This window comes from Cognatundibacterium luofuense (genome assembly GCF_018139685.1).
Classification (GTDB): domain Bacteria; phylum Pseudomonadota; class Gammaproteobacteria; order Burkholderiales; family Burkholderiaceae_D; genus Undibacterium; species Undibacterium luofuense.
The window spans coordinates 72,845-91,954 of record NZ_JAGSPN010000006.1; the positions used below are offsets into that span (position 1 = coordinate 72,845).

17 protein-coding genes are annotated in these 19,110 nt (G+C 52.6%); 11 read left to right on the forward strand and 6 right to left on the reverse strand.

All coding sequences use genetic code 11. The features are described 5' to 3' along the window. Position 1: 1 nt before the first annotated feature. Positions 2-1,726 (reverse strand): type IV-A pilus assembly ATPase PilB, encoded by a 1,725-nt coding sequence (gene pilB, locus KDM89_RS09695; protein ID WP_212687743.1) that lies wholly within the window; start codon positions 1,724-1,726, stop codon positions 2-4. 562 nt (positions 1,727-2,288) lie between these two features. After that, on the reverse strand, positions 2,289-3,269 hold the full coding sequence (gene ispB / locus KDM89_RS09700; protein ID WP_268977859.1) for an octaprenyl diphosphate synthase: 981 nt from the start codon (positions 3,267-3,269) through the stop codon (positions 2,289-2,291). A gap of 266 nt (positions 3,270-3,535) precedes the next feature. Between ispB and rplU the strand changes: the two genes are divergently transcribed. The 4 genes from rplU to proB all read left to right on the forward strand — a co-directional run bounded on the left by rplU (position 3,536) and on the right by proB (position 6,716). Next, positions 3,536-3,847 carry a 50S ribosomal protein L21 gene (rplU, locus tag KDM89_RS09705; protein ID WP_189357557.1) on the forward strand — a complete coding sequence of 104 codons (312 nt, stop codon included), beginning with the start codon at positions 3,536-3,538 and terminating at the stop codon, positions 3,845-3,847. 40 nt (positions 3,848-3,887) lie between these two features. Further along, positions 3,888-4,145: a 50S ribosomal protein L27 gene (gene rpmA, locus KDM89_RS09710; RefSeq protein ID WP_189357558.1), complete on the forward strand. Its 258-nt coding sequence runs from the start codon at positions 3,888-3,890 to the stop codon at positions 4,143-4,145. A 145-nt stretch (positions 4,146-4,290) separates the two neighbouring features. Continuing rightward, positions 4,291-5,403, forward strand: a complete 1,113-nt coding sequence (cgtA, locus tag KDM89_RS09715) for an Obg family GTPase CgtA (RefSeq protein ID WP_212687745.1) — start codon at positions 4,291-4,293, stop codon at positions 5,401-5,403. Between the two features lie 194 nt (positions 5,404-5,597). Further along, positions 5,598-6,716: a glutamate 5-kinase gene (proB, locus tag KDM89_RS09720; protein WP_212687746.1), complete on the forward strand. Its 1,119-nt coding sequence runs from the start codon at positions 5,598-5,600 to the stop codon at positions 6,714-6,716. A 248-nt stretch (positions 6,717-6,964) separates the two neighbouring features. Here proB and KDM89_RS09725 read toward each other — a convergent pair whose 3' ends face one another. After that, complete coding sequence (locus KDM89_RS09725) at positions 6,965-7,477, reverse strand: CNP1-like family protein (RefSeq protein ID WP_212687747.1); 513 nt, start codon at positions 7,475-7,477, stop codon at positions 6,965-6,967. Next, positions 7,474-8,058 (reverse strand): RNA pyrophosphohydrolase, encoded by a 585-nt coding sequence (locus KDM89_RS09730; RefSeq protein WP_230427782.1) that lies wholly within the window; start codon positions 8,056-8,058, stop codon positions 7,474-7,476. The genes KDM89_RS09725 and KDM89_RS09730 overlap by 4 nt, the downstream gene beginning before the upstream one ends. Before the next feature lie 220 nt (positions 8,059-8,278). Between KDM89_RS09730 and KDM89_RS09735 the strand changes: the two genes are divergently transcribed. Together KDM89_RS09735 and KDM89_RS09740 are read left to right on the forward strand one after the other, a co-directional pair. Then, a complete protein-coding gene (locus KDM89_RS09735; protein WP_212687748.1) occupies positions 8,279-10,006 on the forward strand; it encodes a proline--tRNA ligase in 1,728 nt (575 codons plus the stop codon). Positions 10,007-10,060: 54 nt separating this feature from the next. Further along, a complete protein-coding gene (locus tag KDM89_RS09740; protein ID WP_438947508.1) occupies positions 10,061-10,690 on the forward strand; it encodes a lytic transglycosylase domain-containing protein in 630 nt (209 codons plus the stop codon). A gap of 100 nt (positions 10,691-10,790) precedes the next feature. Here KDM89_RS09740 and KDM89_RS09745 read toward each other — a convergent pair whose 3' ends face one another. Next, a complete protein-coding gene (locus tag KDM89_RS09745; protein WP_189357564.1) occupies positions 10,791-11,099 on the reverse strand; it encodes an SWIB/MDM2 domain-containing protein in 309 nt (102 codons plus the stop codon). A 208-nt stretch (positions 11,100-11,307) separates the two neighbouring features. Next, the gene (gene ffh, locus KDM89_RS09750; RefSeq protein ID WP_212687749.1) at positions 11,308-12,678 is read right to left on the reverse strand and encodes a signal recognition particle protein; all 1,371 of its coding nucleotides are present in this window, start codon (positions 12,676-12,678) and stop codon (positions 11,308-11,310) included. Between the two features lie 347 nt (positions 12,679-13,025). On the opposite strand from ffh, the gene KDM89_RS09755 reads away from it, so the two are divergent. The 5 genes from KDM89_RS09755 to KDM89_RS09775 all read left to right on the forward strand — a co-directional run bounded on the left by KDM89_RS09755 (position 13,026) and on the right by KDM89_RS09775 (position 18,873). Beyond that, positions 13,026-13,991 carry an ABC transporter substrate-binding protein gene (locus KDM89_RS09755; protein ID WP_212687750.1) on the forward strand — a complete coding sequence of 322 codons (966 nt, stop codon included), beginning with the start codon at positions 13,026-13,028 and terminating at the stop codon, positions 13,989-13,991. A 69-nt stretch (positions 13,992-14,060) separates the two neighbouring features. Continuing rightward, a complete protein-coding gene (locus KDM89_RS09760) occupies positions 14,061-14,879 on the forward strand; it encodes an ABC transporter permease (RefSeq protein WP_189357567.1) in 819 nt (272 codons plus the stop codon). Position 14,880: 1 nt separating this feature from the next. Then, positions 14,881-15,678 carry an ABC transporter ATP-binding protein gene (locus KDM89_RS09765; protein ID WP_212687751.1) on the forward strand — a complete coding sequence of 266 codons (798 nt, stop codon included), beginning with the start codon at positions 14,881-14,883 and terminating at the stop codon, positions 15,676-15,678. Positions 15,679-15,688: 10 nt separating this feature from the next. Further along, positions 15,689-17,515 carry a sensor histidine kinase gene (locus KDM89_RS09770; RefSeq protein ID WP_212687752.1) on the forward strand — a complete coding sequence of 609 codons (1,827 nt, stop codon included), beginning with the start codon at positions 15,689-15,691 and terminating at the stop codon, positions 17,513-17,515. 5 nt (positions 17,516-17,520) lie between these two features. Continuing rightward, complete coding sequence (locus KDM89_RS09775; RefSeq protein WP_212687753.1) at positions 17,521-18,873, forward strand: sigma-54-dependent transcriptional regulator; 1,353 nt, start codon at positions 17,521-17,523, stop codon at positions 18,871-18,873. Positions 18,874-19,110: the final 237 nt, after the last annotated feature.

The window sequence follows — 19,110 nt, forward strand, 5'->3', positions numbered from 1 at the left end:
CTTATTCGTTAGTACATCCGAGGACTTCTTCCAGACTGGTAACGCCTTGTTTGACTTTTACCAGACCGGACTGGCGCAGATTGCGCACACCCTCGCGTTGACACTGTTCTTCGATTTCCATCGCTGTGCCATTGGAAAGAATGATACGCTCAATTTCCTCTGAAATCGGCATCAGTTGATAGATACCAACACGGCCTTTGTAACCGGTTCCGTTACATCTTTCGCAGCCAACCGGACCGTAAGGCTTCCAGGAACCATCCAGATCATCCTCTTTAAAACCGGCGGCAAGCAATACTTCATCCAGCACTTCAATCGGTTGTTTGCAGGTGCACAAGCGGCGTGCAAGACGCTGGGCTGTAATCAGAATAACGGACGATGCGATGTTGAAAGGCGCAACGCCCATATTCATCAGACGGGTCAGCGTAGACGGTGCGTCGTTGGTATGCAGTGTGGAGAACACCATATGACCAGTCTGCGCTGCTTTAATGGCAATATCGGCTGTTTCCAGATCACGAATCTCACCAACCATGATCACGTCAGGATCCTGACGCAGGAAAGATTTCAGCGCCGCAGAGAATGTCAGGCCAGCCTTATCGTTAACGTTCACCTGATTAATGCCCGGAAGATTGATCTCAGCCGGATCTTCAGCGGTAGAAATATTAATACCCGGTTTATTAATCACATTCAGACAGGTGTACAGCGAGACCGTTTTACCCGAGCCTGTTGGGCCTGTAACCAGCACCATGCCATAAGGGCGCTGAATCGCATTCATCAGCACTTCTTTCTGATACGGTTCATAGCCCAGTGCGTCAATGCCCAGTTGCGCCTGAGACGCATCCAGAATACGCATTACAATTTTTTCACCGAACAGCGTTGGCAGCGTACTGACACGGAAGTCGATCGATTTGCTGCCAAGATTTAACTTCATCCGGCCATCTTGCGGAACACGTTTTTCTGAAATATCTAATTTAGAAATGACTTTGATACGTGAAGCCAGTTTATCTCGAATGGAAAGCGGAGGCTGAGCGATTTCACGAAGTTCTCCGTCAATACGGAAGCGGATACGATAAAACTTTTCAAATGGTTCGAAGTGCAGATCGGATGCGCCCATATTGATTGCATCGATGAGCATTTTAGTCAGAAATTTAACGATAGGTGCATCGTCAACTTCATTCGCCTGCGTATCCGGTACGGCGGCGGCAACATCTTCTTCCTTGAAGTCGACATCGAAATCATCACTACCTAAATCATTCAGTGCCTGTTCTGAAGATTTACTGATTTTCTCAATAATTTTGCTCAGAACATCGTGATGCACGATGACCAGTTCCAGTGCCAGACCGCTCTGAAATTTCACCTGATCCAGCACGGAATTGTTGGTTGGGTCAGAAACTGCCAGATACAGCTTGTTGCCTTTTTTTGCAATCGGCAAAATCTTTTGCGAGATCACCAGCTTCAGTTCGACCAGTTTCTCCGGCAGCATACTTTCATTCAGTGCGCTGATGTCCAGTAGCGGATACCCGAAGGTTTCTGAACAGAAGGTCGCCAGATCGCGTGCCGGTAATTCGCCGGATTGCACCATGGCATCTACAAAGGAAATCTTTTCTGCACCTGCTTTTTTAACGATGGTTTCAACCTGTGCAGCGTTAAGCAGATTGCCCTGCATCAGCGCGCGCGCCAGGCCGGGTGTTGCGTTCTGTGTCGGGGTATTCGGTGGGACGGCAGACATAATGATCTATCAGTAAGAGTGAGCCGGGCCGCATAAGTCCAGGCGCATTAGTGTTTCGCTATTGCCTGTTTTATTCAGCAGCGTAGCTGAGCAGTATGTGCACTGAATTTTGTCGGTTCGGGTACGCATGTGGAAATCACCAAAAAGCGTCGTCCGGTACTGACAAAGCGGTTGTTTTAAGGCGCGATGAAATGACCGGACTGGCCTGACGCCTGGGCACTGCCTTTCATTTCGCTACCGGTTTAGCCTGTCTGATGGCATGCGCTGAAGGCGCAGAACGGATCAGACCGTGCTGGTCGGATTGCTGAACAGGGTGAGTGCTGCGGGCGCAGGATTGCCTTACGATAATGCAACCAGTGCCCGGATTTGTAAAGAGATACTACTTTTTTTTACAACTGGATCGTGAAATAACGCAATATCGGCGCACATTCAGCGCGGATCAGTACTGTTATCAGAAATAGCAGCTGAAATTTTTTCTGAATAACTTTCCGGCGGATATTTTGTAAAACGGAAATAAAAAAGGATGTCCGCAGACATCCTTTTCCGATTCAAAGCCAGAGAATCAGTGATTGCGACTGACCGCGAAGCGGCTCAGACGTATCAGCGCATCTTTATATGCGGATTCGGGTAAAACTGACACCGCGGCTTCTGCACGTGCGGCCGCATCTTCTGCCTCTTTGCGGGTGTAATCCAGTGCACCGGATTGTGTGATGGCTTGCAGAATATCTGCGAAGCGGCTTTCATCGCCTTGCTCAATACAGTCACGCACCAGCTGGCGCTCTTCGTCACTACCGTTTTTCATCAGATAAATCAGCGGCAGTGTTGGTTTGCCTTCGCGCAGATCATCGCCGACGTTTTTGCCGATTTCTTCCGAGTTGCCGGAATAATCCAGTACATCGTCGATCAACTGGAACGCAGTACCGAGGCAGCGGCCGTATTCACCGGCGGCACGAATCTGTTCTTCCGACGCGCCGGCGATCAGTGCACCGATTTCACCTGCGGCTTCAAACAGCTTAGCCGTTTTGGATTCGATGACTTTCAGGTAACGCTCTTCAGTGACGTCCGGATCGTGCATATTCAGCAATTGCAGCACTTCGCCTTCGGCAATCACATTGGTTGCATCGGCCAGGATCTGCATGACGCGCATGCTGTTGATGTTGACCATCATCTGGAAAGCGCGCGAATACAGGAAGTCGCCGACCAGTACGGAGGCTGCATTGCCGAACAGCGCATTGGCTGTCTGGCGACCACGGCGCAGAGAGGACTCATCAACCACATCATCATGCAGCAGTGTTGCTGTATGGATAAACTCCACAATCGCTGCCAGATCATAATGATGCTTGCCCTGATAATTGCAGGCATTGGCCATCAGTAATACCAGTACAGGACGGATGCGTTTGCCGCCGGCGCTGATGATGTATTCGGCAATCTGGCTAACCAGTGCGACATCGGAATGGAGTTGTTGCCGGATTACCTGGTTCACGGCATTCAGGTCTGGCGCGATAAGATCGGCGACCGGATTCGGTTGTACGGGGGAAGACAAGGTCTTTACCTGCAAGAATTTCGAAATGCGCAGATTATACGACGATGGGCTGAAAATTGCTCTTCTCGCATCCGTCAGGTTTGCGATTCGCCGGTTTGCGGGTTGAAAAACCAACATCAGCGACAAGGTTTCTCTGAGGACTGCTCAAAAAATACGCAAATTTGTTTTGACGTGATTTTCTGGGCTCTGTATAATCACGCGTTTTCCCGCGAGCAGTTTACTGTTGGCAGGAAAAATTTCTAGATTATTTATATACGAGGTTAACCATGTACGCGGTCATAAAAACCGGCGGCAAACAGTATAAAGTTGCTGCTGGCGAAAAACTCAAAGTAGAACAGATACCAGCTGACATCGGCGCCGAAATCACTCTGGATCAGGTGCTCGCAGTGGGCGCAGGTGAGTCCATCAAATTTGGTGCTCCGCTGGTCGAAGGTGCAACGGTGCTGGCTACAGTAGTAAGCCACGGTCGTCACGACAAAGTACGTATTTTCAAAATGCGTCGTCGTAAGCACTACCAGAAACGTCAGGGCCATCGCCAAAACTACACTGAACTGCAAATCGTTGCTATCAACGGTTAATTCAGCAAGTTATCACACTATTTTTAGGAGCTAATTAAAAATGGCACACAAAAAGGGCGGCGGCACCACGCGCAACGGTCGTGACTCAGAATCGAAACGCCTTGGCGTTAAAGTTTACGGCGGCCAAAAAATCAATGCTGGCGGCATTATCGTTCGTCAACGCGGCACACGTGTTCACGCAGGTGAAAACGTTGGTGTGGGTAAAGACCACACTCTGTTCGCACTGACAGACGGCACAGTGAAGTTCGCAATCAAAGGTGCTGCAAAGCATCAATACGCGATCGTTGTTGCAGCATAATCCGGATATACCCGGATCCGGCTGTAGCCACTACAATGAAAAGGCTCTGCCCTGTGCAGGGCCTTTTTAGTTTTAAGAAATCCTCTATAAATCCGGTGTGCTTACCAGGTTCAGGGATTTATATAAGCTTTTTTAGGTACAGATTATGAAATTTATTGACGAAGCCCGTATTGAAGTCGTCGCTGGTGATGGTGGCAATGGTGTTGCCTCTTTCTGCCGTGAAAAATTCCGTCCTTTCGGCGGCCCTGATGGCGGTGACGGCGGACGCGGCGGCAGTATTTATGCGATCGCTGACCGTAATATCAACACGCTGGTCGATTACCGTTATTCCAAGCTGCACCGTGCTGGTCGCGGTGAAAACGGCCGCGGTTCGGATTGCTATGGCCGTGGCGCAGATGATGTGTATCTGCGTATGCCGGTCGGCACTCTGATTACTGACCGCAACACCGATGAAGTGATTGCTGATCTGACTGAACACGGTCAGGAAGTGTTGCTGGCACGCGGTGGTGAAGGTGGCTGGGGTAACATCCATTTTAAAACCTCAACTAACCGTGCACCGCGTCAGAAGACGGAAGGTAAAGAAGGTGAACGCCGCGAACTGCAGCTGGAACTGAAAGTGCTGGCTGACGTTGGCCTGCTCGGTATGCCAAATGCCGGTAAATCGACCTTCATCACAGCGGTATCGAATGCCCGCCCTAAGATTGCAGATTACCCGTTCACTACACTGCATCCGAATCTGGGTATGGTGCGTGTCAGTCATGAAAAGAGTTTCGTGATTGCGGATATTCCTGGTCTGATCGAAGGTGCTGCCGATGGTGCCGGTCTCGGTATCCAGTTCCTGAAGCATTTGCAGCGTACCGGTTTGCTGCTGCACATTGTTGATCTGGCACCGTTTGACGCTGATGTGGATCCGGTCAAAGAAGCCAAGGCGCTGGTCAAAGAATTGCGTAAATATGATGACAGCCTGCACGATAAACCGCGCTGGCTGGTGCTGAACAAGCTGGACGTGCTGAGCGCAGATGATCGTAAGAAACGTGTAAAAGATTTCGTCAAACGTTTCGGCTGGAAAGGCCCGGTATTTGAAATTTCCGCGCTGAGCCGCGAAGGTTGCGAAGAGCTGGTACAGGCAATTTATCTGTATCTGCAGGAAACCCGTGCGGTTGCGCACCGTGCGCAGGAAACCAAAATGCGTGAAGAAGCGCAGGGCATTCTGTCGATTGATCCGGATGATCCCCGCTTCAAAGTCATCAACGACTGATGTTCGTTGCCAGTACTTTCAAAACCCGGCCATGTGCCGGGTTTTTTATTGCCACTGTCATGCAGAATGCACCGGTTTTATGATCAGGAATGCAGCAGATTTCTAATTTGTGCTAAAAATTTTCGGCTAAATTGAAATATAATTCAGTAATTAATCGGTGTTTCTGAATAAAGTAAGACAATAACAGGTGAGCAATGAGTGCAGTGATACAGCAGGCAAAACGCATCATTATTAAAGTGGGGTCGTCACTGGTGACCAATGACGGGCAGGGGCTGGATCAGCGAGCGATTGCGAACTGGGCACAGCAGATTGCCGCGCTGCGCGCAGCCGGTAAAGAAGTCGTGCTGGTCAGTTCCGGTGCGATTGCCGAAGGACGGCAGCGGCTGGGGTTTGCCCGCAGGCCGACAGCGATTCATGAATTGCAAGCTTGCGCGGCAGTCGGTCAGATGGGACTGGCCCAGATTTACGAAACCTGTTTCGCTGCATTCGGCATGCGTACCGCGCAGATTCTGCTGACCCATGCTGATCTGGCAGACCGCGAACGTTATCTGAATGCCCGTTCCACGCTGTTTACGCTACTGGGACTGGGTGTGGTGCCGGTCATCAATGAAAACGATACCGTGGTCACAGATGAAATCAAATTCGGTGATAACGATACGCTCGGGGCACTGGTGGCGAATCTGATTGAAGCGGATGCGCTGGTGATTCTGACGGATCAGACCGGCCTGTACACCGCCGATCCGCGCAAAGTGCCGGATGCACAACTGGTGCGCGAAGGCCGTGCCGGTGATCCTGCACTGGAAGCGATGGCCGGCGGCGCAGGCAGCAGCCTCGGACGCGGCGGCATGCTGACGAAAATTCTGGCGGCGAAACGTGCTGCGAAATCCGGTGCCAGTACGGTGATTGCCTGTGGTCGTGAAACCGCAGTGCTGCAAAGACTGGCGGCCGGCGAGGCGATCGGCACGCAATTACATGCAGCGACTGCACCACTGGCGGCACGTAAGCAGTGGATGGCAGATCATTTGCAAACGGCAGGCAGCCTGACACTGGATGATGGTGCCGTTGCCAAGCTGACGCGTGAAGGCAAATCCCTGCTGCCGATCGGCGTGACTGCAGTGCAGGGCGAGTTCAGCCGCGGTGCGGTGGTGACTTGTCTCGATAGTCAGGGGCAGCCAGTGGCGCGTGGTTTATGCAATTACGCCAGTTCGGATGCGCGCCGTATTTTGCGCAAACCTTCGTCTGACATCGCGGCGATACTGGGTTTCATTGAAGAACCTGAACTGATCCATCGCGACAATCTGGTGTTGCTGTAAAGGCGGCAGGCCGGGAAGCTGTTGAACGAACTGAAAGCTGCCTGGTAATGGTCAAGAAGGCCAAAAAACGGCCAAAAACACCTCAAATGCGGATTCTGGCATAGCGATCCGGCGGTCGTCGGCAGAAACTCTGGCGCTCCGTAAATGCCTGATGCGGCGTTCTGCATAATGTCAGCACGCATAACGACAATAAAAAACCGTTCCGGCCGGAGGCGGGAACGGTTTGCTGACATGTCTTGCCGACCGTGTCAGATTTTCTTTTGCGGATAACGCTGGCCTTTTAAGCGCTGGATCATCTCCGGCACTTTACCGGCAATCGTATTGCCATCGCATAAATACTCGGTGTACAGCACATGATGCTGCTTGTTCGCATCGGTTTGTGAAATCCGTGTCCAGTCTGCGCGACGCGCATTTGACCAACTGCCGTCAGGGCGACCAAACGCAAACAGTTTTTTCTCATACGTGGAACAGCGCAAGCCTTCGTAACTCACATTGCGCGCACCGGCAGAACTGGTGGCAACCAGTGTGTAACGGATGGTGCCATCTGCTGCGATACTGAGCGAGTTGGCATCAATCTGAAACTGGATCGTGCCGGTCTGATGGAAGGTCAGTAAAGCATCTGCGGCTGGCGCGGCAGGTAATTGCAGCGCTGCTTCAGTCCATTCTTTTTCATCTTCAGCCTGCGCAGGAACCTGCAGTGCAGCGCCAAATACAGCTGCCAGCAGTGCGCAGCGAATTACAGAAAAGCGGGAAGATTTCATTCCTGACCTGCCTCCTCGGGCGTGGCCTCAGTTACCGGCCGGTTGGTATTGGTGGGGATGCGCGGTGTGCGCTGCTGATGGTGCTGACGACGCTGACGTGCGTGATCGGGGCGATTCAGGAAGCGGGATAATTCCTGCAGCGCCAGCTGATAGACGCCGCGCTTGAATTCAATCACCACATCCAGCGGTACCCAGTATTCATGCCAGCGCCATGCATCGAATTCCGGATGGTCGGAAGCGCGCAGATTCACGTCGCAGTCACGTCCCAGCATGCGCAGCAGAAACCAGATTTGCTTCTGACCACGGTAATGGCCACGCACTTCACGTTTAATGAAATGATCCGGCACTTCATAGCGCAGCCAGTCGCGGGTGCGGCCGATGATTTTCACATGCTGTGGTAACAGGCCGGTTTCTTCTTCCAGCTCACGAAACATAGCCTGTTCCGGCGATTCACCATATTTGATGCCGCCTTGCGGAAATTGCCATGAATGTTCACGTACCCGCTTGCCCCACCACACCTGATTGTTGGCGTTCAGCAAAATTATGCCTACGTTAGGGCGAAAGCCTTCACGGTCTAGCATAGTTAACCTCAATACTTTCTGTGACTAATTGTGCAACTTTCTCTACGCGGGTAATGCGTGGCCAGGCCGTTCAGGTCTGCGGCCAGTGCTCAGGAGGTCTGAAAACAATCATGTAATTCCGAATTTCCATCATGTTGCGCGTAAAGAAGTCGGCGCATTAGCCAACTAATCCTTTAAAATTGAGTTGATTATAACCTTCCATTTAAAAAGAATCACTGCCATGCGAGCTACACGATTTTTTATTTCAACTTTAAAAGAAGCACCGGCTGATGCAGAAATCATCAGCCACAAACTGATGATGCGCGCCGGTATGATTAAACGTCTGGGTTCCGGCATCTATAACTACATGCCGATGGGCCTGCGCATTATTCGTAAAGTGGAAAATATCATCCGCGAAGAAATGAACCGCGCGGGCGCAATTGAAATGCTGATGCCGGTCGTGCAACCGGCTGAACTGTGGCAGGAAACTGGCCGCTGGGACAAAATGGGCCCGGAACTGATGCGCGTGAAAGACCGCCACGGCCGCGATTTCATCATCCAGCCGACTTCCGAAGAAGCGATCACCGATGTCGTGCGCAGCGAAATCCGCTCTTACCGTCAGTTACCGGTGAACTTCTATCATATCCAGACCAAATTCCGTGACGAACGCCGTCCGCGCTTCGGTCTGATGCGTGGCCGCGAATTCACGATGAAGGATGCGTATTCGTTTGATCGTGATACCGACGGCCTGAAAAAATCGTACCAGATCATGTACGACGCTTACACCAGCATTTTCCAGCGCTTTGGCCTGCAGTTCCGTGCAGTTGCAGCGGATAACGGTGCCATCGGTGGTTCCGGCTCGCATGAGTTCCACGTGATCGCAGAAACCGGTGAAGACGCACTGGTGTACTGCCCGACCTCGGATTACGCTGCGAATATGGAAGCAGCAGAAGCGCTGGCGCTCAGCGACAGCCGCGCTGCCGCCTCTGCAGCAATGACAAAAACCGCAACGCCGGGCAAAGAAAAATGCGAAGACGTCGCTGCATTACTGAATCTGCCGCTGACTGCAACCGTGAAATCCATCGTGCTGGCAGTGGATGCTGACGAAGGCAAAGAAAAACAAATCTGGCTGTTACTGCTGCGCGGCGATCATGAACTGAATGAAGTCAAAGTCAGCAAAGTTGCCGGTCTGGCCAATTTCCGTTTTGCGTCGGAATCTGAAATTGTTGAATATTTTGGTTGCAAACCTGGTTATCTCGGCCCGGTCGGTACGGTCAAACCAGTGAATCTGGTAGCGGACCGCACCGTTGCAAACATGGCAGATTTTGTCTGCGGCGCCAACGAAGAGGGCTATCACCTGACCGGTGTGAACTGGGGCCGCGATCTGCCGGAACCAGTTGTTGCTGATCTGCGTAATGTCGTTGCCGGTGATCCGTCACCGGATGGTAAAGGCGTACTGGCAATCCAGCGCGGTATCGAAGTCGGTCACGTATTCCAGCTCGGTACCCGTTATTCGGAAGATATGAAAGCCACCTTCCTCGATGAAAACGGTAAACCACAATTGCTGCAAATGGGTTGCTACGGTATTGGCGTGACCCGTATTCTGGGCGCAGCGATTGAGCAGAATTACGATGACAAAGGCATCATCTGGCCAACAGCGATTGCGCCGTTTGAAGTGGTGATTTGCCCTATGGGTATGGATCGCAGCGAAGCTGTGCGTACAGAAACAGAGAACCTGTATCAGGCGCTGCTGGCTGCGGGTGTGGATGTGATTCTGGATGACCGTGGTGAACGTCCGGGCGCGATGTTTGCAGACTGGGAACTGATCGGTGTACCGCACCGCGTCGTGGTCGGTGACCGTGGTCTGAAAGAAGGCAAACTGGAATATGTGGCGCGTCGTGGCGGCGAGGCTGTGCATGTACCGGTTGCTGAGATGGCTGCGTTCATTCAGGCCCGTCTGGCAGAATAAAAATGCAGCAACCCGGCTACGCCCTGGCATAACCGGGGCTGCATGATGTCAAGAATGAGTACTTCTGTAGCAAAGCTTGCTGCGCAGCTGACGCTGGCTGCAGCAGGCATATTCCTGTTGCCCGGCGTGGTACAAGCCGGGAATCAAAAGGAAGAAGCGATGGCGGATTCGGTCAGGCTCGCGCTTGCCCGCGCCATTGCTGATGCAGCGCCGCCAAAGCCGAAATTTGAACGCATCGATGACCGTATTCAGTATCTGAACTGGCTCGGTGAAATGTCTTCACGCTTAAAACGCCGCATCCCTGATTATCAGACCCGCATCGAATTGCTGGAAACAATCTGGTATGAGTCACGTCGTGCCGGACTGGAACCGGCGCTGGTCATGGGCCTGATGCAGGTGGAATCGGGTTTCCGCAAATATGCGACATCCATCGTTGGTGCGCGCGGCTATATGCAGGTAATGCCGTTCTGGTCGCGCGTGATCGGTGACGGTGATCCGGCCAAGCTGTTTCAGATGCAGGCCAATCTGCGTTATGGCTGCTCGATTCTGCGCATGTACATCGACATGGAAAAAGGTGATTTGTATCTTGCGCTCGGCAGGTATAACGGCAGTCGTGGTAAGCCGGAATATCCGAATGCAGTATTGTCGAACTGGAAGAACTGGGAATACAAACCGCAGTCCTGATGATACCGTGTTTATGATCACCATGAAAAAAGCCCGCTGATGCGGGCTTTTTGCGATCTGCGCTGTCAACACTGACAGCACATCTGCCGGTGTTCCGGTATCAGGACAGGTGAGCAGAGATCAGCTTTGTCATTTCGAACATGCTGACTTGTGCTTTGCCGCCGAAAACAACTTTCAGCTTGTCATCTGCATTGATGTTGCGTTTGTTCGCAGCGTCTTGCAGGTTGTGCTTCTTGATGTATTCCCAGACTTTTTTCGTCACTTCAGTACGTGGTACTGGTGTAGAACCGATCACAGCAGCCAGTTCTTTGGAGATGTTCATCGGTTTCATGAACGCAGCGTTTGGCTTGCGTGCAGCTTTACCGTCTGTACCTGGTTTTTCTTTTGGATCTTGTGGTGCTGTTGCCATTAAAGGCCTCCTATTTATGAATTGCTGAACAGGCGCCGGCTGCACTTGCCGGCCCTTTTAGAGCGTGAAAATTAACGCACGGCTAATAGTGGTGCGTATTTAACCACGATGCAAGCTTTTTTTCGCGAAAACCTGCTAAAACACGGGTTTTTGATGCAGGAAACGTCCATACTTGCCGGTTTCTGCCACCGTCACGGCGGGCCGAAAATCAGCGACGGCCACCCGGCATCATGCCTTTCATACTGCGCAGCATCTTCATCATGCCGCCACCGCGCAGTTTTTTCATCATGCTCTGCATTTGTTCGAATTGCGCCAGCATTCGGTTTACTTCCTGAATCTGCACACCGGCACCGGTTGCAATACGGCGTTTGCGTGAGGCTTTGATCAGCTCAGGCTTGGCACGTTCCGCAGGCGTCATTGCATTGATCATGCCTTCCATGCGGCGAATCTGCTTTTCCGCCACATCCATATTCGCGCCGTTAGCGGCTTGTTGCAGCTGCGCCGGCAGTTTATCCATCAGACCGGACAGACCACCCATATTTTTCATCTGGGAGATCTGCATTTTGAAGTCATTCATGTCGAATTTGCCGCCATCCTTGATTTTGTGCGCAAGGTTTTGTGCGGCTTCGACGTCGATACTTTTCTGAGCGGATTCCACCAGCGCCAGAATGTCACCCATGCCCAGCACACGGTTTGCCATACGCTGCGGGTCGAACGATTCCAGACCATCCAGTTTCTCGGCCACACCGACGAATTTCACTGGCTTACCGGTGATATGGCGCACAGACAATGCCGCGCCGCCGCGTGCATCACCGTCCAGCTTGGTCAGTACCACGCCGGTCAGTGGCAGCGCATCATTAAATGCTTTTGCGGTATTAACAGCATCCTGACCCAGCATCGCGTCAACCACGAACAGGGTTTCAATCGGATTCAGTGCGCTGTGAATCGCCGCAATTTCCTGCATCATTGCTTCATCAATACCCAGACGACCTGCAGTATCGACGATCAGCACATCGTGATAATGTTTTTTCGCGTAATCCAGTGCGGCCAGTGCAATATCCACAGGTTTGTCAGTGGCAGCAGACGGGAAGAAGTCTGCGCCGACCTGCTCAGTCACGGATTGCAACTGTGCAATCGCCGCAGGGCGATACACGTCGGCAGACACCGTCAGCACTTTTTTCTTTTTCTGTTCTTTCAGATACTTCGCCAGCTTACCGGCGGTGGTGGTTTTACCTGCACCCTGCAAACCGGCCATCAGAATAATCGCCGGTGGCTGGCAGGCAAAACTCAGTTGCGATGCTTCCGGGCCCAGATCGGCACCCATCAGGTGCGCCATTTCCTTTTGCACCACACCGACCAGTGCCTGGCCCGGTGTCAGTGAGCCGATGACTTCTTCACCCATGGCTTTTTCTTTGACACGGGCGATCAGATCGCGCACGGCAGGCAATGCCACGTCGGCTTCCAGCAATGCCATCCGTACTTCACGCAGCATTTCAGCGGTATTGGATTCGGTCAGGCGAGCCTCGCCGCGCATGGTTTTTACCACTTTGGCAAGGCGTTGGGTCAGATTATCAAGCATAGTTTTCAGGCTTTCAGAGTTCAGGCAAGTCCGCGTCAGGCAACTGGAATCATCACAGGCCGCCGTTAGCGCAGGACGGTTAACCTGTGCATTTTACCTGAAGCTGTCGTACATCCGGCTAACTCTGCGGGGAATTTGCGAGAACACATGCGCCGCTTGTGCGGATTTTCAGACCGGATGCGGGAATTTTTCCGGAAAACCGCACACGAAAATACACTTGAGATACTGCAGATACCGGAAAATCAAGCACTTATCGAAGAAAGCGAAGCTGGCACACTCTGTGCAAGCGACTACACTGCAGTCGTCACATCGTGGCGGACATAAATCAAAAATCAAGGAGATCTGCAATGCTGAAAAAAACGATCGTACTGGCAGGCTTGCTGGCGATGGCCGGTGTTACACAGGCCGAAGAAGTGGTGCGTCTGGGAAATCTGAAGTTTGCGCATTACGGCGCGGTATCGTACATCAAGGAAATCGCACCGAAGTGCGGTATTAAGGTGGAAGAGCGTGTATTTGCCAAAGGGCTGGATGCGATGCAGGCCGTGATTGCCGGTGAGCTGGATGTGGGCGCGGTGTCATCCGAAGCCGCGATTTCAGCGCGTGCCAGCGGTACGCCGATTACGCTGGTTGCCGGTTTTGCCAAAGGCGGTGCGCGTCTGGTTGGACGTGCAGATCTGAAAATCAGTTCTGTGAAAGACCTGAAAGGTAAAAAAGTCGGTGTCACGCGCGGCGGTATTCAGGATATTTTACTGGCCGCTGAACTGGCACAAAACGGGCTGACATTCTCTGACCAGCCGGGCAAAGATGTACAAATTATTTACCTTGGTTTCCCGGATCTGAATCAGGCACTGCTGGGTAAAAATATCGATGCCATCATGCAATCCGAGCCTTACTCATCACAAGCGATTAACAAAGGTTTTGGTAAAGAAATTATCAAACCTTATGACACACCGATTGGTGAACCGGTACGTACGATGGTGATGACGGATAAGTTCATCAAAGAACGCCGCCCGGTTGCAGAAAAATTCATGCGCTGCTTTGTGGAAGCCACCCGTACTTTTATCGACAAGCCGGAAGTGGCAGAAAAATACGTGCGTGAAAATATGTTCAAAGGCCAGATCACACATGATGATTTTGCTGATGCGATCGAAAATTCTCCTTACAGCTACGATGTCACGGCAGAGCATATTCAAATCACTACGGATCTGATGCAGAAATACGGTATCGGCAAAATGAGTAAGCCACCGGTTGCCAAAGAATGGGTGAAAACGGATTTGCTGGATCAGGCAAAAAAATCCTTAAACGTCAAATAAAAATATCCGGCGTGTACGCACCGGTGGCTGAAAAAGCTGCCGGTGCAGCCGGTGAATAACGGAGACTGTATGAAAATAAAATGGCGTGAAGCGGGCGCAGGCCTGGTGGTGCCGGCGATTCTGATCGCAATCTGGCACATCGTCACCAGCGCAGAAATGGTGAACCCGCAAGTATTACCTGCACCAATGGCTGTGGTGCGCAAATGGCTGGAATATGCTTCCCCGACCGAAGCTTACGATGCCGCCACCATGAGCTGGCTGGCATGGGCTGTATCGGGTGAACTGATCCGTGACACGATAGGCAGTATGTATCGCGTACTCGCCGGTTTTGTGGTGGGTGCTGGTCTGGCTTTGCCACTGGGCATCGCGATGGGCGCCAATCAGCGTGTGTATGCCTTCATGAATCCGCTGATGCAGGTGCTGCGTCCGATTCCGCCGATTGCCTATATTCCTTTATCGATCTTGTGGTTCGGTCTGGGTAATCCGCCGGCAATTTTCCTGATTGCCATCGGTGCATTTTTCCCGGTTCTGATGAATACGATTGCCGGTGTGCGTCATGTTGACAGTATCTATATCCGTGCTGCGCGTAATCTGGGTGCATCGCAATGGACGATTTTCCGGCGCGTGATGCTGCCAGCTGCCGTGCCGTATATTTTGTCCGGTGTACGGATCGGTATCGGTACCGCCTTCATCGTGGTGATTGTGTCGGAAATGATTGCCGTGAATAACGGTCTGGGTTTCCGCATTCTGGAAGCACGTGAATATTTCTGGTCTGACAAAATCATCGCAGGCATGATCACGATTGGTATGCTGGGCCTCAGCATTGATCTGATCATGAACAAAATCAATAATTACTTGCTGCGCTGGCACCGTGGTCTGGAGAACTGAAATGAGTGAAGCCCATATTGTTGTGAATGGTGTTAATAAAGTATTTCAGACAGCCGACAAAGAAGTGATTGCGCTGAAAGATATACAACTGACGATTCCTCGTGGACAGTTTGTCTGTCTGCTTGGCCCTTCCGGTTGTGGTAAATCAACTTTGCTGAATGCGATTGCTGGCTTTTCACTACCGACTTCTGGCACGATCACGGCTGATCAGCAAATTATTCGTGAACCGGGCCCGGACCGTGGCATGGTGTTTCAGGAATATGCGCTGTTCCCGTGGATGACGGTGGCGCAAAATATTGCGTTTGGTCTGGAAATCAAAGGCATGGATAAAGCGGGTATCAGCGAGCGTGTACAGGGCTTGCTGAAGATGCTGGGCTTATCGGATTTTGCGCAGCGTTTTCCGAAAGATTTGTCCGGCGGTATGCGTCAGCGGGTAGCAATTGCGCGCGTACTGGCACTGGATTCTCCGGTGATGCTGATGGATGAACCTTTCGGTGCGCTGGATGCGTTAACCCGCCGTAATCTGCAGGATGAATTGCTGGATATCTGGGCGCGCACCCGCAAAACGATAGTGTTTGTGACGCACAGTATTGAAGAAGCCGTGTATCTGGCAGATCGTATCGTGGTGATGACCTATCGTCCCGGTACGGTGAAGCGCGATATGCTGATAGAACTGCCTCATCCGCGTGACACCAGTTCACCGGAGTTTGCCGCGTTAAAACGTGAGCTGGGCATACTGGTGATGGAAGAACAGCAACGTCATCATACGGATGAAATCAGGATGGCCGCTGTCGATTAAGGAGAATGTGATGTCCACGAAAATGCCGCGCTCAGCAGTGATTGTTTTGCTGACTGCCGCTGCGATGGCGCTGATTTTCGTGGTAACACTGATCACTTATCAGCAAGCGAGTACTGCGAACCGCGCTGCAGCAGAACGCCAGTTGCAACTGATTGCACTGGATCTGGATGCAGCGCTGGAACGCCATGAAATATTGCCGCATACCTTATCGCATCTGCCGCTTCTGTCGGCAGCATTACAGCATCCGGATCAGAGTGAACTGATTCATCAGCTGAATCAAACCTTTTCCGATATTCAGAAACAAGCCAGAGTTGCCACGATCTATCTGATGGATCAGCAGGGCAAAACGCTGGCAGCCAGCAATTGGGACAGCGAGCAAAGCTACATCGGGCAAAATTTCAGCTTCCGTCCGTACTTCCGCGATGCGATGCGCGAAGGCGGGCAAACCGGCCATTTTTACGCCATCGGTAACAAGACCCAGATTCCCGGCTACTTCATTTCCCGCCCGGTGCTGGCAGATCCGCTGCATCCACAGGCAGGCAAGCCGCTGGGTGTGATTGTTGTCAAAGTCAGCCTGCTCGATATGCAGCAAGCCTGGCGCAGCAATCCGGAACCGATTGCACTCAGTGATAAACACGGCGTGATTTTCCTTGGCAACCGGCCTGCATGGCAGTACCGCAGTCTGCAAGCGCTGGACAATGAAGTGCAGGCCGAGTTACAGGCAACACTGCAGTATGCAGGCAAGCCTGTGCAGGCCGTCAGTGTGTTACCGCGTTCTGAAAAAGAAGGTTTCGGTGATTATGTCAGCCGCAACATCGGTCGTTTAAGCTGGCAACTGATGTTATTTCCGGATCAGTCGGAAGCGCGGAAAGCGGCGATGGTGGCAGCGGGGCTGACGACCTTGCTGCTGATTCTGCTGGCTACAGCCGCTGCTGTTTTTGATCAGCGCCGTCAGCGCTTGCGTGAACGCCGGCAGGCTGCGCTGGCACTTGAGCAGGCAGCACAGGAACTGGAAAGCCGGATTGCGCAGCGCACGCTGGAACTGACCGGTGCGAATACGCAATTAGAACAGCGTTTGCAAACGCTGCAACAAACCGAGAAAATGCTGCGCACATCGCAGGATGAGCTGGTACAAACCGCCAAGCTGGCCTTGCTGGGACAAATGGCAGCCGGTATCACCCATGAGCTGAGTCAGCCGCTGACCGCTATTCGTGCATTTGCGGATAATGCCCGTTTGCTGCTGCAGCGCGGTGACCATGATACGGCGGCGATGAATCTTCACCATATCGGCGATGCGGTGCAGCGTATGGGAAACATCATTTCCCAGTTAAAAGGATTTGCCCGTAAGAGCGGAGATCATCTGCAACTGACGGACCTTAATCATTGCATACAGGCAGCGGTATCGCTGATTGGCAATGATCTGGAACAGCAGGATATCCGTTTGCAACTGGACTTGCAGGGCGCGCCGCAGGTGCGTGCTGATCCTGTGCGGATTGAACAAATTCTCATCAATCTGCTGCGCAATGCGGCCGATGCGATGGAAGGGCAGACTGTGCGCTGTTTAGCTGTGCAAACCGAACTCAGCGCCGATGCTGTGCAGATACTGGTGCGCGACACAGGTCCCGGCATCTCCGCAACGGTATTGCCCCATTTGTTTGAACCTTTCTTCACCACCAAACCCAGCGGTAAAGGGCTGGGTCTGGGGCTGGCGATTTCTTTATCGATTGCACAAGCGATGGATGGCAATCTCAGTGTCAGCAGCAGCGCGGATGGTGCCTGCTTCTGCCTGCGTTTGCCGCTGGCGGACAATGCCGCATCCATGCAGACAGCGGAGTAAAATGGATGGCAGAGTTGATGCGCGGTCAGACCGCAATTCTGATTGAAGATGATTTCAGTATCCGGCTGGCAATGACGCAAACGCTGGAGCTGGCCGATTTTCGCGTTGCTGCGTATGAATCGGCTGAGCTGGCATTACCGGCTATTCAGGCGGGTGATGCGGCTATGGTCATTACCGATGTGCGTTTGCCCGGTATGTCGGGGCTGACGTTGCTGGCGCAACTGATGCGCAGCGATCCGGATTTGCCGGTGATACTGATTACCGGTCATGGCGATGTCAGCATGGCAGTGCAGGCGATGCGTGACGGGGCTTACGATTTTCTGGAAAAGCCATTTGCGGCCGAACGTTTACTGGAAACCTGTCAGCGCGCACTGGAGAAACGGCGGCTGGTGCTGGATAACCGCCGTCTGCGTCAGACGCTGGCTTTGCATCCGGACACGCCGCAACTGATCGGCGACAGCGTATCGATGCTGAAACTGAAAGAACGCATACGCCATATCGGTCCTGTGCCGGTGGATGTGCTGATCCACGGTGCGACAGGCACCGGTAAGGAAGTGGTGGCGAGGCATTTGCATGATGCCAGCGGCAGAGCGGGGCCGTTTGTCGCGGTGAACTGCGGTGCACTGCCGGAAACTGTGTTTGAGAGCGAAATGTTCGGTCACGAAGCGGGCGCTTTTACCGGTGCGGGTAAGCGTCGTATCGGTAAGCTGGAGCATGCTTCCGGCGGTACTTTGTTTCTGGATGAAATCGAAAGTATGCCGCTGGCTTTGCAGGTTAAGCTGTTGCGCGCTTTGCAGGAAAGACAGATTGAAAGGCTGGGTGGCAATCAGCTGATACCGCTGGATTTGCGCGTGGTCGCTGCTACCAAGACGGATTTATTCGCTTTATCGCAGCGTCAGCAATTCCGTGAAGATTTGTATTTCCGGCTGGCCGTGGTGCAACTGATGTTGCCGGCACTGCAGGATCGCCGCGATGATATTCCGCTGCTGCTGCAACACTTTACTGCGCAGGCAGCGCAGCGTTTCGGTTTGCCGGCTCCTGTCTGGAGTCCGCAGCAAATGCAGCAATGGCAGTTGCGCGAATGGCCGGGGAATGTACGTGAACTGAAAAACTTTGCGCATCAGCTGACCTTGTCGATGACGCAGGACGATACGGCGGCGGTGCAGTCTGAACCAGACATCGCCGATCACGGTTTCAGCCTGCCGCGCAGGGTAGAGCAGTTTGAAGCCGATCTGATTGCCGCCGCGCTGAAAGCGCATCAGGGGCAGGTGGCGGCTGCGGCGCAGGCACTGGGCGTGCCGCGTAAAACCCTGTACGACAAATTGCGCAAGTATCAGTTAATGGCGGCGGAATCCTGATCCGGCAATCACGCTGATCTTACAGTCATGTCTGCCAGTCGCCGGAGCTGCCTGAGCTGCAGTAGCGGCTCCCGGAGCACGATTTTCTGCTCATTTGCGGAGTTCTGCACAGCGATCTGGCGGTCGTCGGCAGAAAGTAAGGCTCTCCGTAAAAGTGAAATGCGGACTTCTGCATAATCCTAAGTATTTCCGGTGAGCTTTGTTTCGACGTTGACGTTGCAAGAACTTCCGCATTCC

Coding starts and splice junctions, on each gene's coding strand:
- KDM89_RS09765 (WP_212687751.1), top strand. CDS start 14,881: ATGAGTGAAGCCCATATTGTTGTGAATGGTGTTAATAAAGTATTTCAG.
- cgtA (WP_212687745.1), top strand. CDS start 4,291: ATGAAATTTATTGACGAAGCCCGTATTGAAGTCGTCGCTGGTGATGGT.
- KDM89_RS09755 (WP_212687750.1), top strand. CDS start 13,026: ATGCTGAAAAAAACGATCGTACTGGCAGGCTTGCTGGCGATGGCCGGT.
- rplU (WP_189357557.1), top strand. CDS start 3,536: ATGTACGCGGTCATAAAAACCGGCGGCAAACAGTATAAAGTTGCTGCT.
- KDM89_RS09735 (WP_212687748.1), top strand. CDS start 8,279: ATGCGAGCTACACGATTTTTTATTTCAACTTTAAAAGAAGCACCGGCT.
- rpmA (WP_189357558.1), top strand. CDS start 3,888: ATGGCACACAAAAAGGGCGGCGGCACCACGCGCAACGGTCGTGACTCA.
- KDM89_RS09770 (WP_212687752.1), top strand. CDS start 15,689: ATGTCCACGAAAATGCCGCGCTCAGCAGTGATTGTTTTGCTGACTGCC.
- KDM89_RS09760 (WP_189357567.1), top strand. CDS start 14,061: ATGAAAATAAAATGGCGTGAAGCGGGCGCAGGCCTGGTGGTGCCGGCG.
- KDM89_RS09725 (WP_212687747.1), bottom strand. CDS start 7,477: ATGAAATCTTCCCGCTTTTCTGTAATTCGCTGCGCACTGCTGGCAGCT.
- ffh (WP_212687749.1), bottom strand. CDS start 12,678: ATGCTTGATAATCTGACCCAACGCCTTGCCAAAGTGGTAAAAACCATG.
- KDM89_RS09745 (WP_189357564.1), bottom strand. CDS start 11,099: ATGGCAACAGCACCACAAGATCCAAAAGAAAAACCAGGTACAGACGGT.
- KDM89_RS09775 (WP_212687753.1), top strand. CDS start 17,521: ATGGCAGAGTTGATGCGCGGTCAGACCGCAATTCTGATTGAAGATGAT.
- pilB (WP_212687743.1), bottom strand. CDS start 1,726: ATGTCTGCCGTCCCACCGAATACCCCGACACAGAACGCAACACCCGGC.
- KDM89_RS09730 (WP_230427782.1), bottom strand. CDS start 8,058: ATGCTAGACCGTGAAGGCTTTCGCCCTAACGTAGGCATAATTTTGCTG.
- KDM89_RS09740 (WP_438947508.1), top strand. CDS start 10,061: ATGAGTACTTCTGTAGCAAAGCTTGCTGCGCAGCTGACGCTGGCTGCA.
- proB (WP_212687746.1), top strand. CDS start 5,598: ATGAGTGCAGTGATACAGCAGGCAAAACGCATCATTATTAAAGTGGGG.